This window comes from Blautia caccae, from assembly GCF_040095955.1.
Lineage (GTDB): Bacteria > Bacillota > Clostridia > Lachnospirales > Lachnospiraceae > Blautia > Blautia celeris.
Genome location: NZ_JBBMFP010000036.1, coordinates 1 through 17615 on the forward strand (window position 1 = coordinate 1; position 17615 = coordinate 17615).

General features: G+C 48.1%; 15 protein-coding genes. 7 read left to right on the forward strand and 8 right to left on the reverse strand.

Going from position 1 to position 17615, the window contains the following annotated elements:
* Nucleotides 1-253: 253 nt before the first annotated feature.
* On the reverse strand, nucleotides 254-1126 hold the full coding sequence (locus tag WMO65_RS24595) for an AraC family transcriptional regulator (protein ID WP_033141359.1): 873 nt from the start codon (nucleotides 1124-1126) through the stop codon (nucleotides 254-256).
* Nucleotides 1127-1447: 321 nt separating this feature from the next.
* On the opposite strand from WMO65_RS24595, the gene WMO65_RS24600 reads away from it, so the two are divergent.
* From WMO65_RS24600 to WMO65_RS24615, 4 genes are all read left to right on the forward strand, one after another.
* The gene (locus WMO65_RS24600) at nucleotides 1448-2206 is read left to right on the forward strand and encodes an ABC transporter substrate-binding protein (protein WP_349064699.1); all 759 of its coding nucleotides are present in this window, start codon (nucleotides 1448-1450) and stop codon (nucleotides 2204-2206) included.
* 8 nt (nucleotides 2207-2214) lie between these two features.
* Nucleotides 2215-2790, forward strand: coding sequence for a type 2 periplasmic-binding domain-containing protein (locus WMO65_RS24605; protein WP_349064700.1), 576 nt, complete (start codon nucleotides 2215-2217; stop codon nucleotides 2788-2790).
* 78 nt (nucleotides 2791-2868) lie between these two features.
* Nucleotides 2869-3717, forward strand: a complete 849-nt coding sequence (locus WMO65_RS24610; RefSeq protein ID WP_052099451.1) for a carbohydrate ABC transporter permease — start codon at nucleotides 2869-2871, stop codon at nucleotides 3715-3717.
* Between the two features lie 21 nt (nucleotides 3718-3738).
* On the forward strand, nucleotides 3739-4587 hold the full coding sequence (locus WMO65_RS24615) for a carbohydrate ABC transporter permease (protein WP_033141362.1): 849 nt from the start codon (nucleotides 3739-3741) through the stop codon (nucleotides 4585-4587).
* Nucleotides 4588-4654: 67 nt separating this feature from the next.
* Here WMO65_RS24615 and WMO65_RS24620 read toward each other — a convergent pair whose 3' ends face one another.
* The 7 genes from WMO65_RS24620 to WMO65_RS24650 form a co-directional block, all read right to left on the reverse strand.
* Nucleotides 4655-6082, reverse strand: coding sequence for a HAMP domain-containing sensor histidine kinase (locus tag WMO65_RS24620; protein WP_148393602.1), 1428 nt, complete (start codon nucleotides 6080-6082; stop codon nucleotides 4655-4657).
* Between the two features lie 17 nt (nucleotides 6083-6099).
* Nucleotides 6100-6792, reverse strand: a complete 693-nt coding sequence (locus WMO65_RS24625) for a response regulator transcription factor (protein ID WP_033141364.1) — start codon at nucleotides 6790-6792, stop codon at nucleotides 6100-6102.
* A gap of 24 nt (nucleotides 6793-6816) precedes the next feature.
* Complete coding sequence (locus tag WMO65_RS24630) at nucleotides 6817-7596, reverse strand: lantibiotic immunity ABC transporter MutG family permease subunit (RefSeq protein WP_148393603.1); 780 nt, start codon at nucleotides 7594-7596, stop codon at nucleotides 6817-6819.
* Nucleotides 7593-8363, reverse strand: coding sequence for a lantibiotic immunity ABC transporter MutE/EpiE family permease subunit (locus WMO65_RS24635; protein WP_148393604.1), 771 nt, complete (start codon nucleotides 8361-8363; stop codon nucleotides 7593-7595). Before WMO65_RS24635 ends, WMO65_RS24630 begins: the two co-directional genes overlap by 4 nt.
* Complete coding sequence (locus WMO65_RS24640) at nucleotides 8344-9063, reverse strand: lantibiotic protection ABC transporter ATP-binding protein (protein WP_148393605.1); 720 nt, start codon at nucleotides 9061-9063, stop codon at nucleotides 8344-8346. The genes WMO65_RS24635 and WMO65_RS24640 overlap by 20 nt, the downstream gene beginning before the upstream one ends.
* 88 nt (nucleotides 9064-9151) lie before the next feature.
* Nucleotides 9152-10693, reverse strand: coding sequence for an ABC-F family ATP-binding cassette domain-containing protein (locus WMO65_RS24645; protein WP_148393606.1), 1542 nt, complete (start codon nucleotides 10691-10693; stop codon nucleotides 9152-9154).
* Between the two features lie 595 nt (nucleotides 10694-11288).
* Nucleotides 11289-11678, reverse strand: a complete 390-nt coding sequence (locus WMO65_RS24650) for a hypothetical protein (RefSeq protein WP_103731430.1) — start codon at nucleotides 11676-11678, stop codon at nucleotides 11289-11291.
* A 278-nt stretch (nucleotides 11679-11956) separates the two neighbouring features.
* On the opposite strand from WMO65_RS24650, the gene WMO65_RS24655 reads away from it, so the two are divergent.
* From WMO65_RS24655 to WMO65_RS24665, 3 genes are all read left to right on the forward strand, one after another.
* A complete protein-coding gene (locus WMO65_RS24655) occupies nucleotides 11957-13501 on the forward strand; it encodes an alanine/glycine:cation symporter family protein (RefSeq protein WP_148393607.1) in 1545 nt (514 codons plus the stop codon).
* A gap of 252 nt (nucleotides 13502-13753) precedes the next feature.
* The gene (locus tag WMO65_RS24660) at nucleotides 13754-14722 is read left to right on the forward strand and encodes an ATP-binding protein (protein WP_148393608.1); all 969 of its coding nucleotides are present in this window, start codon (nucleotides 13754-13756) and stop codon (nucleotides 14720-14722) included.
* Nucleotides 14723-14751: 29 nt separating this feature from the next.
* Nucleotides 14752-17607 (forward strand): ATP-binding protein, encoded by a 2856-nt coding sequence (locus WMO65_RS24665; protein WP_187370683.1) that lies wholly within the window; start codon nucleotides 14752-14754, stop codon nucleotides 17605-17607.
* The last annotated feature ends 8 nt before the right edge of the window (nucleotides 17608-17615 follow it).

Below are 17615 nucleotides of genomic sequence, written 5' to 3' on the forward strand. Positions count from 1 at the left end.
AAGGGAAGGGCAGGATTACATCACCATGCCGTACCTTGCAGATGAAGATATGATCGAGAGAGTATGCAAAGACGTTGCAGTGGAAGAGCATCACGCACACCACTGATTTGAAAAATAAAGGCCACAATATTCATTCCTAAATAAACAAAAGAGGCTGCCGGCTTGCCGGCGGTCTCTTTTGTTTATGGTCAGCACTACATCAACAAAAACCGCACCGGATACGAGGCGTAGGAGCCAACGGAGAATCAGGCTGTCATAGCTTATTCTGCTTCCGCCACGTACTCGGTGATATACCCATCTGTTTCTTAAACGCTCTTAAGAAGTTCAATTCATTTTCATATCCCACATGATAAGCAATCTGGTAGACCGGAAGATTGGTACTCGCCAGGAGATCCAGAGATTTGTTGATCCGAAACTGGATCAGATATTCCTGCAGGGACATATGCAGGTTGGCGCGGAATAATTTGGTCAGGTGGCTTCTGCTCACATTACAGTAGTTGGATATTTCGTCCAGGGAGCGGATGCCGGCGTACTCTGCGCCTATGTAGCGGACCGCCTCGGATATGTATAGGTCGGCGATGCGGATATTGGCGTGCCCGGATTTGATGGAGCCTGCCGCGTTTTTGATCAGGGTGTCAAAAAACAGGTGCAGATGCCCTATGATAAATGCCTTGGAGGCGTGGGGATGCTGCAGGATGGCGGACAGATGCTCTTTTATGCTTGTGGTGGTTTGTGCGCTGTAATCCTTGGGATGATAGACGGGCGAACCGTGGTTCAGTCCGCAGGCACGCAGGTACTGGGGAACGCATAACCCCTTGAAGAGAATCCAGATGTAATGCCACGGTTCCTTCTCATCCGCATGATATATGTGTTTGCTGTGTGGCTCAAAAAGAAATCCCTCCCCTGCATTGATCTCGATACTGCCGGATATGTCTGCCAGGATTTTGTTGTCAGAGCAGGTGGACGGCGCGTAAGAGATATAGCCTTTTCCGGAAAGCACATAATGGAAAATATATTCATTCCTGATGTACGGACCAAAAGAATAAAGCGGGGTACATTGCTGGTCGCCGATTTCCAGTAAATTTAAGTCCTGGTATTCATTAAAGTTAAAGATGTAGCTTTCCATATGTATGCCTCCTGAGTAAAAATGAATTTTCGCAAAAGCGGAGATTGCATTGTTATTTTATAGACTGAAAAGAAAACTGTAAAGTAGAAAAAAATAATGAAAAAATGCGAAAAATAGAGGCTGTAATTTAAATATACTATCAAAATCGCGCATGTATATACAAAATACTACTTTGTACATCCAAATTGTACACATATTGCCAGCTTATGATGTTTTGTGGAAAATGACGAAATGTTATAATGATAAACATCATATATGAGACATATTTCCTTAATGCAAAAAGAAATGTGTAAAAAATAATGACATATGGGAGGAAAAGTTATGAGAAACAAAAAACGTTATTGGGCATTAGGTTTAACAGCATGTATGCTGGCGTCCGTCATGGCCGGATGCGGCTCCGGGGGAGGTACGGATTCCAAGGGAAGTTCAGGCGGCAGCAAGGACAGCGGTACTGAGGCATCGGGAACCTCTTCCGACAAAGAAGTGAAGCTCACCATGCTGGGCTGGGAGATCTACCAGCAGGCAGGTATGGAGGCACTGGCAAAGGCTTATCACGAGCAGCATCCCAATGTGACCATTGACGTACAGATCTCCACATGGAGTGAATACTGGACAAAACTGGAGGCAATGGCAAACAGCAACTCTCTCCCCGACATTTTCTGGATGCACACAAATGAATTCAGCAAATATGCGGAGGCAGGCATTCTGGCAGATCTGACAGACCTGTACGATGAGGGAAAAGATTATTACACCAAGAACTTTGCAGAGAATCTGGTCCAGAACTTTACCTATGAGGACAAGGTTTACGGTGTTCCGAAAGATGTAGATACTGTGGCGCTTGTCTACAATAAGGACATTTTCGATGAGGCAGGTGTCTCCTATCCGGATGATACCTGGACATGGGATACGTTGGTGGAAGCATCTCAGACTATTCACGACAAGACAGGAAAATACGGTATTATGGCTGATCACAACGAGCAGGAGGGATGGCTGAATACCATTTACCAGGCAGGCGGTTTCTATGTAAATGAGGACAAGACAAAAGCGGGCTTTGAAGACCCGGTACCCAAAAAGGCTTAAAAGAGTACATGGACTGGCAGCTTGCCTATGATTTCTCACCGAATCAGTCAGAGCTTTCCGACCTGGGAAAGGCAGAGCGTTTCTTCGCAGGCGAGGGTGCCATGATGTATTTCGGAAGCTGGGGCATCAACAACCTGTATATCAATTATCCTGACCTGAACTGGGATGTGGCAGTGCTGCCAAAATGCCCGGATCCGGTCAAAGGCGACGGACGTGCCAGCATTTCCAACGGACTTGCATACGCCACAGCAGCAGATAACCCGAACCTGGATGTGGTTAAAGATGTCCTGAAATTCCTGGGAACCGAGGAGGCAGCCATTATCCACGGAGAAAACGGAGCAGCGATCCCGGCCTTCAACGGAACAGGCGAATCCTGGTCCAAAAACTATGAGGGTAAGAATGTACAGGCATATGTAGACCAGCTTGCGTACAGCGTACAGTATCCCTATTCCAAGACAAAATCCACCTGGTTCCCGGAGGTTGAGGCAACACTTCTGGAGGTATACAGCGGAAATATGAGTTTTGAGGATGCATGTAAACAGTGTCAGCAGCAAGTGGATGAGAGCCTGGCTACAGAACACTGAGAATGAGAGGTGGACGAGGTGGCAAGACAGCAGAAAACAAAGACAAAATACAGCAAAGGTGCGGCAACGGGATTCTTTATGGTGATGCCAACCGTCATCGGATTGATCATCCTGAACATTTATCCGCTGCTTCGGACGGTTTATATGAGCTTTTTCAAATCAGGAGCCTTCGGAAAGTGGACATTTGTGGGACTGGACAATTATATTAAAATGTTCCAGAGCGCCGGCTTCTGGACCATCACGAAAAATACACTGGTATTTATGGTCCTTACGGTTCCGGTGACCGTGATCTTCGGCCTTATCATCGCGGTTCTGCTGGACCAGAAGATCAAGGGAAAAACAGTATTCAGAGCCATTTACTTTCTCCCCATGGTAGTTGCTCCGGCGGCGGTAGCCATGGTGTGGAAGTGGCTGTTTAACTCTGAGTACGGAATCATCAATACCGTACTTGGGGCGCTGCATCTTCCCTCGGATATCAACTGGATCGCAGACCCTAAGACAGCGCTTCTGACCTGCGCCATCGTGACAATCTGGAGCAGCGTGGGATATGATGCCATCCTGCTTCTTTCAGGGCTGCAGAGTATATCCAGAACCTATTATGAGGCGGCAAGGATAGACGGCGCCACGGGATTCCAGCAGTTTCGGAAGATCACGGTTCCCCTGGTTTCACCAACCCTGTTTTTTGTCCTGATGATGCGTGTGATGGCATCCCTGAAAGTATTCGATATTGTCTATATGATGATTGAGAAGACAAACCCTGCGATCCGCAGTGCGGAGACAATCCTTTATAATTTCTATCAGGAAACATTTGTGAAAAATAATAAGGGATACGGTTCTGCGCTGGTTGTCTGGTGTGTGATATTGATCGCCGTTATAACGATCATTCAGTTTATCGGACAGAAAAAATGGGTTACTTACGATGTGTGATGCAGGAGGAGGTTACAGGTGATGGCTGGAGCAAGCAGAAATGGCAGAAAGATCAGCAAAGCCAATATTTTTATATATCTTGTGCTGATACTCGGCAGTGTAATAATGATTTTTCCATTTTTATGGATGATTTTGACAAGTTTTAAGAGTGTACCGGAGACGACATTGGTGCCGCCTACATTTTTCCCGGAGTCGTTTCAGAATACAGCGGCATATATACAGGTGACGAACAGTCTTCCGTTTTTGAAGCTGTATTATAATACGCTGATGATGATCTTCATCCGCGTGGTCTGTGCAGTCGTATTTTCGTCCATGGCGGCATACGCCTTTGCAAAGGTACATTTTCCCATGAAGAATCTGTGCTTTGCGCTGGTGGTATCACAGCTTATGTTCCCGGCGCAGGTGTTTATTCTACCCCAGTATGAAATGATCTCTGCCATAGGCAGGACGGATTCCATCTTCGCGCTGGTGTTCCCGGGACTTGTGAGTGCCTTTGGTACCTTTTTCCTCAGGCAGACGTATATGGGAATCCCGGATGATCTGATCGAGGCAGCCAGAATAGACGGATGCGGGCAGTTCAGAACCTTTGTGAGCATTGCATTTCCGCTTACGAAGACGGCGATCGCGGCACTGGCAGTGTTCACGGCATTGTTTGCCTATGCGGACCTGATGTGGCCGCTGATCGTAAATACCAAGCTGGATATGCTGACGCTTTCCTCAGGATTGTCGACGCTTCGCGGACAGTTTTCCGTGAATTACCCCAACCTGATGGCAGGGTCTGTGCTGGCTATGGTGCCTATGATTGTGATCTATCTGATTTTCCAGAAACAGTTCATTGAGGGAATTGCGCTGACAGGTACAAAAGCATAAAAATATCTGCGCACAGCAGAACAGAAAAAGAAGGCTGGTCTCGCGAAGATCAGCCTTCTTCTTATGATTAAATGCTGTGCCAGAAGGTCACACATGCGCCGCCGGCTTTGGTGTTTCCGATTTCAACAGATCCGCCAAGCTGCCCGGCCAGCTGCGCGGCAATGTACAGGCCCAGGCCGGAGTGGCCTCCTTTACTCTGCCGGGATTCGTCACCGCGGTAAAATTTATCCAGCGCCTTTTTCAAATCTTTCGGGGCAAAGCCGCTTCCTGTATCGCAGACAATATAGCGCAGCCAGTCTTTTTCCGCCTTTACGGAAATGTCTATTCGGCCGCCCTGCGGGGTATACTGCAGGCTGTTGGAGATGACGTTGTCAAGGATACGTGCCAGTTTATCCGCGTCAGTGCAGACAGAACGTGGTATCCGTTCAGGCAGGTGAAGGGAGAGGGTGATCCCCTTTTGGCGGGCAGGCAGTTGGTAGTCCTGAATTTTTTGTGTGAGAAATACAGCGATATCAAGTGGGGACGGTTCCAGTCGGAGGCCGGATCTTTCAAGATCGGAGGCATACTGCATCTGCTGGACCAGGGCAGTGCTTTTCTTTGTGTTGTTCCTGATGACAGTCAGGTATCTGCGGAGCTTTTCCGTGTCGTCCGGTGTGTTTTCAAGCAGGGAGTCTGTATACCCCAGTATGATCGAAAGGGGGGATTTTAAATCGTGCGCCAGGGATTCCGCCATCCAAACACGTTCCTGTTCCATTTCCCACTGGGCGGACAGGGATTTTTTCAGTTCCTCCTTCATCTCTGAAAAGGCACTGCACAGCCTGCCAAGTTCATTGTCTGAAGAATAGTTGATTTCAAAATCCAGATTTTTTTCTTTGATCTTTTTAGAGGCTTCCGTCAAAAGCTGCAGAGGCGCATTTACATTTTTGGCAAAGATTCTTGAAAACAGCAGGGTAAAACCAATCATGTAGAAAAACGGAGAGAGAAGAGCCAGAAGAAGAACGGCAGAGACCACCCATCCTTTATGATTGGCAAATGTGGGGCTTATATGGTAGAAGAGAAGTACAGCACCTGCGTGTTCCCCGCTTTCCTCTGTGATGGGGACTGTATAAATGTAATACCCCTGACGGATGACGGTTTCATCCGCGAAGCTGTCAAAAAGTTCCTCAGCTGAGGCAAAGGGTTTTTGGACATTGGTGCCGTACAGGAGATTACCCCGGGAATCCACCACCTGATAGAGCATGCCGTTCCCCTGAAAAGAATGTTTTAATCCATTTTCCTCTGATGGGGACAGCAGTGTCTTGTTTTTTTCACGGACATATGCGGCCACATCGGAAACCTGCTGCTGATAATAATTTGCCGGTAAAATATACCTGTCAAGAGCATAGGCAAACAGGGCGGCAGCCAGCACGTAAGTCAGCACGGTGGCTGTCAGGCAGGCTGCCAGGGTCATAAGAAATGTATGCCTGAACAGGGCGGCAAGTGATTTGTTCTTCATTTTATTTTCCCGCCTTTTCACATTTTGTTCCATTTATATCCGATCCCCCAGACTGTGGAAATGTATTCTCTGCCGGGGGTCACTGCGGCAAATTTTGCGCGTATATTTTTGATCCGCTCCACAACCGTTGCGGAATCCCCCTCGGAATCATAGCCCCAGACTTTTTCATAGATCTGTTCTCTTGAGAAGACCTGGCCTGCGTGGAGGGCAAGAAGCTCCACAATGTCATATTCCCGTCTGGTCAGATCGATTCTGCTGCCCTCAATTTTGACAGCGCGTTCTTTCAGATACAGGCAGAGCGTTCCGAAATAGAGTTTGGAGCGTTTATGCTCTGCATTGATATATTGTGAGCGCTTTTCCCTTCGCAGATTGGCGTCAATCCGTGCCATCAGTTCCCGAAGACCAAAGGGTTTTGTCACGTAATCATCACCGCCAAGGGTCAGTCCCCTGACTTTATCCGTCTCGGACTGTCTGGCACTCAAAAAAATAATGGGGCACAGGACCTCGTCCCGGATTGCCCGGCAGACTTCAAATCCATCAGTTCCGGGCATCATAATGTCCAGTATAATAAGATCAGGCTGTTTTTTGGAGAGCTCTATGCCGGTCTGTCCGTCATAGGCAGTGAGCACGTCATGGCCTTTTGCACGCAGCTCGTCCTCCAGCAGCATGACCAGGTCTGTTTCATCGTCAATGATCAGTATTCTGCTCAAGATAGTTTTCCTTTCTTTTTTTGGTTACTCGCAGTTTTTCCTTCCTTCCCATAAATGAAACCACATCATTCCGCCTGCCAGGAAGAGAAGCAGGCCCGCTGCGGCTGCACTGAATCCCACGGCGGCTGTGTGCATGATACCGGAAAAAATCTCTGTGGATCGGATGGCAGCGCTTTCTTCCGGAATCAGAGCACCCGGCAGCATACCTAATTTTACCGGCCATGTCCAGGGAATCAGGGGCCAGATCCGGGATCCCATGCCGGTGAGTCCCAGAATGGCTGCCATGAGCAGGCCGCCCATGCTGATGCCGATGGAAGCGCCCATGCCCCATGCAAAACTTATCCACAGGTGGAGGGCAAGGAGGGGAAGTGTTCCCATCACCATAAGGGCAGCAGCCGGAAGAAACAGCCGGAATGAGATAACTTCCGGCATTACGGGCTTTACGCAGATGCAAAGTGTCAGCACCGCTGTAAAGGTACAGGCGGTCAGGCAGAACAGCAGAAGCGAGAACTTTCCCATATAAAGTTTGATTCTGGAAATACCGGTTCCTAAAAATCCGTTAAAGCTGCCGGCAAGCTCTTCCTCATGTACAAGAAATCCTGCGAAGACACCTGCCCCTATGGGAATGAAAAATACGGTCCATATGGTAAAAAATCCTTCAAAGGCAAATGCCTGTGTACTGCCGGGATGTGATATGAGGTAGGCGGCTGCACAAAGGGAAAAAAGGACCGGCATACAGAATGTGAGAAAACGGATCGCCGTCCGTTTTGTCCTGAGCCATTCTGAACATAAAAAGCGCATCATTTCGCCTCCCTTCTTGCGAACCAGGCTGCAGTGAGCAGTGTAAATGCAGAAAACGCAGCCAGAGAGACAGCAAGTCCTACAGGGATCACAGAAAAATCCAGAAGGGGATCACCTGCATGTAAAAGAATGCCGTTTGGATGTACACCGATCAGGGGACACATCATTCTTGTGGCCCAGCTCCAGGGAACTGCCATCCAAAAAGACATTGGCGCTGCCAGGACTCCTGTGATCATACCCAGGAATCCGATTCCCATACTGAGAAATAATCCCTTCCACACAGCAGCCCATAGCTGGATGGGAATCAGTGTGAGGGAAGAGAGCCAACAGACCATGCCGGCTGTAAAAATCTTCCCGAAGGGCAGGGCTCCCGCATTTGTAAGCAGGCCGGCCGTGACAGCCGCAGCCATGAGGACAAGAGTGGAAAGCAAGCCAAAGAAAGCCATAGCTGTGATCTTATTGATCCAGAGTGCCATAGGATGGATATTGCGGGCACGCAGAGCACGGTAATCTCCGGATTTTTTTTCCTGGGCAGCAGCCAGGGCGGCGAAGAGCGCATATCCCAGGGGCAGGAACACAAAGGGCCACCAGTTAAAAATAAGGGCTAAAAGACTCTCCCATTTCCAGGAACTGCTCTCAGACATGGGATCTTTCATGAGGGATGTCTGGGTGACCAGGGCGTATACGGCGAAAAATACAGGAATGAATATAATCAGTTTCCCCATAAATGTTCTTTTATATTTTAAAAGCTCAGATTTCAGTCCACTCACAGTTTTTCCCTCCTTTCAGTATAACCTCTGTGAAGAAGTTCTCCAGATTTTCATCGGAATCCGGCATTCCCTGAAATAAAAGCTTTCCGCCGCTGATGATACCGATGGTGTCCGCAACCTGGGCAACCTCTGACAAAATATGGCTGGAGAGGATTACGGTCATTCCTTTTTCGGAAAAAGAGATGATCAGTTCCCTCAGCTCCTGAATGCCGAAAGGGTCAAGCCCGTTGGTGGGCTCATCCAGGATCAGAAGTTCCGGGTCATTGAGAAGGGCGGCTGCAATGCCAAGCCGCTGCTTCATACCCATGGAAAACTGCGAGACACGCTTTTTGCCGGTGTTTTTTAAATTGACGGTTTCCAGGACCTCTGTGATTTTAGTTTTGGGGATCTTTAAAAGCCTGGTATGCACCAGAAGGTTTTCTTCCGCTGTCAGGTTGCCGTACAGGGCAGGGGACTCAATGAGAGAACCGATTTTGGAAAGGGATTCCTTTTGCCACGGCCTGCCGTCCAGGATAATCCGGCCGCCTGTGGGGCGGAGAAGGCCAACCAGCATTTTCAGCGATGTGGATTTTCCGGCGCCGTTCGGTCCGAGGAGACCGTAAATACTGCCTCGTTCAATTTGCAGGGAAACATTGCGGACAGCCATTTGTTCTCCATATTGTTTGGATAAGTTTTCAGTTTCAAGAATTAAATTTTTCATGTGTATTTATCCTTTCTTGTAATGGGGCTGTTTCTTTTACAGGAAGAATCGTAGCATGAAAAGATAACGTTTCTATAACGCTTTGGCATTATTTTTTACGCATGATTTTTTCAATGTCAATGGTTCTGTGGACCAGGCCCCCATAGAAGGATTCCTCGTGGGAGACAAGAAGAATACTGCCCGGGAAGTCGAGAAGGGCAGTCCGCAGGGATTCTTTGGCCTGGATATCCAGATGATTTGTGGGCTCGTCCAGGATCAAAAAATTGCAGGGGGTGAGGGTGAGCAGGCATAGTTTGACCTTAGCCTGTTCGCCGCCGCTCAGTGTCCCGATGGCCTGGGATGCGTGTTTGCTTGTAATGCCGCAGAGGGAAAGGTGCTTCCGGATCTCTTTTACGTTCATGGCGGGAAACGCGTCAGATACGATCTGGACCGGAGTGAGAGTGCTGTTTGGCCAGAGCAGGTCCTGTTCAAAATATCCGGTCTTTACCTGTTCGGAAAAGGTATAGCTGCCCTTTTTTGCGGGGATTTGTCCCAGCAGTGTTTTGAGCAGTGTGGATTTTCCGATACCGTTGAACCCTGTAATTACGGTTTTCTGTCCGCCTGTAATGGAAAAATCCAGATCAGATAAAAGGGGATAATGGTATCCCACGGACAGGCGATGTACAGACAGATGCTCCGCTGCAGTGAGCGGAAGGCCGGAAAAACGGAAATATGGTTTCAGTTCTTTTAAATCAAGCGCTTCCATTTTATCCATACGGTCCAGTTGTTTTTGTCTGCCCCGGGCCATCCGGGATTTGCGGCCGGCGATATTTTTCCGGATAAATTCCTCGGTCTTTTTGATCTCTTTTTGCTGTGCGGAATACTGACGGATATAATCCTCACGGAGCAGAATCTTTTTCTTCAAAAACTCAGAATAGGTGCCATAGTATTTGGATATTCTGCTGTTGTCAATATCACAGATCCGGTTTGCTGTCTTTTCCAGAAAATCATAGTCGTGTGATACGATTAGGAAGGCATTATCAAGGGCTGAGAGATAGTCTGCCAGCCAGGCAACATGTTCTTTGTCAAGAAAATTGGTGGGTTCATCCAGAAGGAGGACGTCCGGTTTTTGGAGCAGCAGTTTTGCCAGAATGACCTTTGCACGCTGACCGCCGCTCATCTGTGACACCGGTCGGGAAAGGCCCAGGGATAAAAGGCCGAGGCCGGAGGCTACCTGTTCGATGCGGGTATCTATGGTATAGAATCCGCTTATTTCAAGTTCTTCCTGGCAGCCTGCTGCTGCCTTTAACGCGTCCATGTCCCCGGCAGCCTGCTCATAGAGGCTGTTCATTTTATCTTCCAAAACATAAAGGGAGTGAAACGCGGAGCGGAGAAAATCCTCCATGGTCATGCAGTGGTCGATCTGTGCATACTGGTCCAGATAGCCCACGGTTGTCTTCGGGTGCCAGGTGATCCGGCCTGCGTCTGGGATGAGCTGTTCTGTGCAGATTTTGATCAGGGTACTTTTCCCGGCACCGTTTTGGCCGACGATTCCTATGTGCTCTCCTTTGTTGAGTGTCATTTCGGCATCTTTAAACAGCCGGCCTTCGCCGAAGGTGTGTGTCAGGCCGGTGATTTCCAGTAAACTCATGGTTATATGTTTCCTTTCTTTTTTTACAGTCTGAAATTCTAAGTTGTGTGATCCGGTCTGTCTGCAGCCGTGTTTGGGGGACAAAAAAAGCAGAGGGCAGTGATACATTCTCATGTATCCGCCTTCTGCTGATGACACAGACTGTGGGAAGCAGAAATGATCTGCTTGCGTCTGCACGCATATCTCTGTAAAACAGCAAAAGGCTACAGACAAAACATTGTCCATAGCCTTTTACGCAGTATATAACGGGAAACGAAGCAATAAAATAAGAGAGCGCTGACCCGGCAGGGCAGTCCCTTCTTCTGGAATTTTATTCTTTTATTTCCCGATGAAATCTATAGCGTATATGATATGCCATACTCTGTACAATGTTTCATCGGTGCGGATGGTACAGAGATGGTCTTGGCAACTGGTTTTGGTTGATTTGATAAATGATAACCCATTTTGAATCTCCTTACTGTTGATGCGGACAACTATAGCATATGCGTGCAGCTTTGTCAAATGAAATTTGGACGGTGTGCATGGTGGCGCTGTGTCATAATGGGGCGGCATGGGTGTAACTTGATTGTTTGGGTGTAGCCGGATATTCATGAGCCTAATCGGAGAATTTTTTGTTGTATTGGAAGATGGGAACGAAGTCCTGAGTCCGGTTGGAAAACCTATCATTGTAATCCATGAGAGGAACGAAGTCCTGTACCTGACCGGAGAACGTATTGTTGTAATCCGTGAGAGGAACGAAGTTCTGTATCTGGCCGGAGAACGTATCATTGTATTCTGCAATAGGAACGAAACTGTGCTCCAGGGATGAAAATTGTCTATTATAGTTATTGATGGGGATTAAAATCTGTTCCTGGCCGGCAAACTGTTCATTATATTCCGATAAAGGTACAAATTTTTCCGTCGTTCCGGAGCTGACGGAAGAAAATCCTGCTGCAAGCAACAGAAAAGCACTGGCAGCCAAAGCAAATTTCTTTGATTTATTCATATATACGCACCTCCTATATTTCCCTGTGTTTCTATCTATATTGTACGATGTTTGTATTTGTCTGTCAATAAATCGTGGACTCTGCACACTGTTTCTGCCAAGTCTGAAAATTCCGAACACGCAACACGATATGCAATAAAATAAACACATAAAAGGTTTACATTGCAAAAAATATCCCATATACTTGTAATAACAACAGATTTATACACCTGACAGAAAATCTCCCTTCCATAATCACAGAAGGGTTCTGCAGTGCTGACAACTTAGGAGGGTAAAGTATGGAAGCAGTATTTGAAGGAATCAACAGTGTCTTCGGTTTTATCGAGCCGTTGTCTGATTTTTTGTGGGACTTTCCCACGAACTTTGCGTGGTATGCCAACATCCCTGTTCTGGGAAGTTTTTCGTTTGCGATCATCCTGCTTTTAGGGTCCGGTATCTTTTTCAGTTTTAAACTTGGATTTATGCAGGTCACGCATTTTAAAAAGGCAATTAAAATTCTCATAGAGAAGCGTTCCGTGGAGACTGGGATTTCTCCGCTTGCAGCGTTCTTCCTGAGTTCAGCCATGCGTGTGGGACCCGGCAATATCATCGGTGTGACAGGAGCCATCGCCGTTGGCGGACCCGGAGCCTTGTTCTGGATGTGGGTGTCTGCTTTTTTCGGAATGGCAGTTGCTTATATGGAGGGTGTGCTGGCACAGATATTCAAGGAGAAAAAAGAAGAAGAGTTCGTAGGCGGTCTGCCTTTCTATGGAAGAAGACTATTGGGCAATAAGGTCTGGGTCGGTATATTTCTCTCTGTATTGTATATACTCTACGCTCTGTGCTGTCTTCCGGCCCAGGGATTTAATGTGGTATCATCTGTGGGGCGGATGGCAGAAATCGTGACGAATACCACCATTTTAACAGATTCCCTGTTCTATTATCTGGTGGGGGCAGGCATTATTCTCCTGACAGCAGCGATTGCTTTCGGAGGCATCAGGAAGGTGACGAAGTGGACAGACAAGATGGTGCCTGTCATGGCAGTTTTATATATTGTGGTGGTGCTGGTTTTAGTTGTGATGAATGTTAAAACCATTCCCTATTTCTTCCGGGCAGTGTTTGCCGGCGCCTTTAAGCCGGATGCCTTTTTCGGCGGTGTCTTCGGAACTGTTCTGGCGCAGGGGGTAAAGAGAGGACTGATGTCCAATGAGGCCGGACAGGGTACCATCACCATGTCAGCAGCAGCCGCAGATGCAAAGCATCCCTGCGAGCAGGGTATGATCGCCTCCATGGGTGTGTTCCTGGATACCATGGTCATCTGTACACTGACAGGCTTTGTAGTGGTCATGGCTCACTGCTGGAGCGGTGCAGGGGCGGAGTCATGGGCAGCGCTTGATAAGCTTCCGAAATTCACGGAATCCATTGCCGTGCTGACACCGGGGACAGCCATGAATGCTGTCATGACATTTCTGGTGACGCTGTGCTTCTGTCTGTTTGCCTTTACCTGTCTGCTGGGGATGATCAGCTTCTCCGAGATAGCGGCAAACAGGATCAGGAAAGATAAAATCTGTATGAATACCGTGCGGTGTATCGCGCTTTTTGTGGCAGCTTTCGGAATCCTCTGCAACATTGCAGGGCTGGAGCTGGGAAACCTGTGGGCATTCTCAGATCTGGGGAATATTTTGATCGTGTATTTCAACGTTCCCATTGTATATGTGGGGGCAAAGTATGTATTCCGGGCAACCAGGCATTATAAGAAACATGACGGGACACCCTTTACTTCAAAGGTGATCGGAAGGGATGACTGTGAGTTCTGGGATAAGAAAGCAGAGGCAGAAGAATAAAAAGAACCGTGCAGGGCCGGGGAGACATCAATAGGAGGTTTCCCCGGCTTTTTCTGCCCATGGGCTATGCTGTAGACACAGGTGCTGATATCAGGTAGAATAGAGTAGATTTCCAACCGACGCCAGCCGACATTTTTCCGACAATCGGGCGGTACGCTTTTGTTAACTTTTTCTAACTATTTGTAACTATTCAGTCAGCTGAATAGTTACAACTGTATTTACGGATGAAAAACAGGAATTGGGGGATGAAGCATGAAAGATAATTACAAAAAAGCAATGGAAGTCTGGGAAGTCCCGGAAGAGTTTTATGAGGCAGCGGTTCCCATGTACCGCGGTTATGAAGCGGAGCTTGCCGTCATGTTCGGAAGAAATCCCGTATCCGGACAGGAAATCTGCCGACTGCTGAAGGAATGGGGGAAAGCGGAGCCGGAGAGGCTGCTTTTCGAGAGTTATCAGAGAAATGTACTGGAAAAATGCGAGGGGGACGAAAGCGGCAGCACATTTTATAAAATGACGGATTTTTATACCCGGTATCCGTATTTTGCCCAGTATGAACCGGAAGCTTACGGGAAATTCTCCCAGGAGACAGTGGACCGGTTAAATGCCTGGGATCTGAAGGTATACATGGAACGCACCTCACAGGCGGCCCTTGACATAGCGGCAGGAAAGGATGTGCCCATGCACCAGACACAGTACCTGACTCTGCAGGAGTCCTATGACATGATGGATACCCTGGGGGAGGAAATTTTGATCCTTCCGTGTAACTGCAAAGCCATGGGCAGATGTACGGAAAAGCCTGTGAATGTGTGTATCAATAAGCTGGAAAAGGGACCGAACACTCCCTATGACAGAAAACTGGGCAAAATCCTGACCCTGGAGGAGACCAAGGAACTCATCCGCCAGATCAACAAAAAAGGACTGATGCAGTCAGGGGAAAATAACGTGCTGTGCAACTGTGACGGCGTGTACTGTTATCCCACGAAAATGGCCAGGATACTGGGAACAAGGCTTCACTATCCCACATCCCATTATGAGACCCTGTGGGATGAAAGCGTTTGTATTCAATGTGGGAAATGTACGAAGATCTGTAATTTCGGAGCGTTTTATAAAGACAAAGAAGGGAAAGTGAAGTTTGACCCTGAAAAATGCTGGGGCTGCACCATCTGTTCCGCAAACTGTCCCAAAGGCGCAATTACATTGAAAAAGAGAAGCGGGAAGTAATCTTACGGAAAATAGGTAAAGGTGAAAACATGGATAGAAGATATTCTCATGACATAGAAGTTCAGCTTTTAGGACGGCCGGGTGTACTGCTTTTGGGGGAAAAGGTCTCTTTTCCTTATCAAAAGGTGGAGGGCCTGTTTTATTATTTATGTGTGAATAACCAGATATCCAGAAGCCAGGCGATCAGTGTTTTGTGGGCAGGGAGCAGTGAGGCAACAGCCAGGAAAAACCTGCGGGATGCTGTCTATAATATAAGAAAAGTGCTGGGGCAGGACATTCTGACTATGGAAGGCAACACCTTGATTGTCCTGAACCGCCAGATGGATATTGATATCGACATTGAACATGTCACAAGGGAAAACCTGCTGGAAAGCTGGAAGGGAGAATTCCTCCAGTTTTTCTTTGTGAAGAACTGCTATGAGTTTGAGGCGTGGGCGGAGGGAGAGCGTTTTGAGCGGAAACGGACTTATCTAAAAGCGCTGCAGCTTAAGATCATGGGGCAGAAGACGGGACAGGGCCTTGATTTTCTGGAGGAGAGCGGCAGGATCCTCATACAGTCTGAAGTCCTGGATGAAGAACTGTACCGCAGCATCATGAAAAAACTGGCGGAGGCGGGAAGATATGTCCAGGCAATGGAGATTTTCCAGTCTTTGAAAGTATTTCTGGAAAGGGAAGTGGAGGAACTGCCGGAGGAGGAGACACAGGAGCTTTATGAGAAAATATCTGATATGAAAAACAGGCTGAAACGCCTGCCGGAAGAGAGAGGAGAGTATTTTTTCGGAAGAGCGGATATTCTCTATGATATTTACTCCAGAATCAACACAAAAGACGGGGATTCGGAGAGGCGCTGCCGTTCTTTTTTGATCACAGGGGAACCAGGCGTGGGGAAGAGCATGCTCCTGGAACAGATCCAGCGGATGGTGGAGGACTCAGACTATCTGGTGTTTACCTGGGTCTGCTGTGAGACGGAGAAGGACCTGTATCTGATGCCCTGGCATGGGATCATGGCGAAGGTGGATGAATACTGTAAGCGAAACGGGCTGGATGTAGAGTCCCCGACCGATATCCTGCTTCGGCAGAATGCCTCAGACGTACAGTTTTTTATGACGCGATTTGAGATTCTGACAGAGTCCGTGTTCCGGTACCTGACAAAATATTTCCGGGACAGAAAAATTCTCTTATTTATTGATGATATCCAGTGGATGGATTCCATGAGCATGCGGCTTATGAGTAATCTCCTGTTCCGGATGGGGCAGGGGCAGATACTTGTGGTGGCTGCCAGCCGGGAGGATGACGGTGATGATATCAAGAGTTTTAAGATCCCGCTTATCGGAAGGGGAATCTTAAAGGAGATTGAGTTAAAGCCATTTACCCTGGAAGAGTCCAGGCAGATCATAGAGGAGACAGATGCGGGTCTTTTAAACAATCCGCAGCTTGTGGAGCAGATATACAGGAAGACTCAGGGGAATCCTTTGTTTTTTATGGAGTCCCTGCGGCTGTTTGCACGGCAGGAGGACGGCGCTGCATTTACAGACAGGATGACAAATGTGATCCAGAGCCGTCTGTTGAGCCTTTCAAGGCGGGAGCGGGTCATGCTGGATATTATCTCTATCTTTTCCATGCCCGTGACAAAAGAGGAGATCAATCAGATTCTGGGGATGGAGGAGCAGCAGCTTTTGCAGATACTGGAACCGCTGCTGGATAAAAAGCTTCTCTATGAAAAATTGGCGGGCGGAGAGGTGCATTATGGCTTCCGCCATCAGATCATCCGGGAGTATGTATACAGCAGCCTGTCAAAAGAGAAGAAGGACATATACCATAATTACATAGCCAGATATTACGAACAGGAGTATGGGAAGGACAAAAATCTGGGAACCTGTTCCCTGGTCATCCATCACTATGAGTGCTGTCATGACCGGTATAAAATGTACTGGTATAAGGTGGAATATCTGGAGGCGTTCTACCGGATCTCCTACGATTTCTATCCCATGTTGGCCAGAAAAGCCGTGTTCAGCGGCAATATCGACGGTTTTTCGGCTAAGGAAGATGAACTTGTGGAGCTGGCAGAGGAGATTCGGGCACTGCAGGAGACAGATTCCGGGATGACACCCATACGCATGCGGGTGGAATACCTGCTGGGGCGTTATGAGATGTTCGTCAGGGACTCTCAGAGAGGACGAAGCTGCATTGAGAAAAGCCTTGAACTGGCAAAGGAGATCCCGGATAGGGACTACATTTTCTATAATTACCTGCAGCTCATTCTGTATGGGGACCTGACAGGGCAGAACGCGTATATGCGTCAGGTGATCGAGACCTGTATGGAGTTTATGAAAGACTGCACCCGCCACCATCTGGAGGAGGAGTGTATGCTCATACGGTATCTGGGCATCTGTATGATGAAAGATGGTGAGTATGAGAAGGCGGAGAAGCTTTTTATGGAGGCTGTAAAACGTCTGGACCATACGGATGGCAGTACGGAACGCTACAGAAGGGAGCTGTCGGCCTGCCACCACGATATGGGCATCTGCTATATCCGTCAGAAAAAGTGGGAAAAGGCCTGTGTGTGCCTGAAACGAGCCGTGGAAATCGGGGAAAAATACATGATTTCCGGTGAGGCGGGGGTATTCTACTCGGATATGAGCCTTGCGCTGTGCCGCATGGGAGACTTCAGCGGGGCAGAGCGATTTGCCGAAAAAGCCCGTACCTGTTTTGTCCGGGCAGGATCCCTGTGGGGAGAGGCGAAAACGGAGCTTTGCTGTGCGCTGATCAAGGAGGCCCAGGGGGAACCGGAGGAGGGAAAACGCCGCCGGGAACTTGCGGACAGGATAGCAAGAAAACTGGACAGCAGATTTTTGTGGGAAGAACTGAAGAGCATGGAAAATTAAGAAAGGCA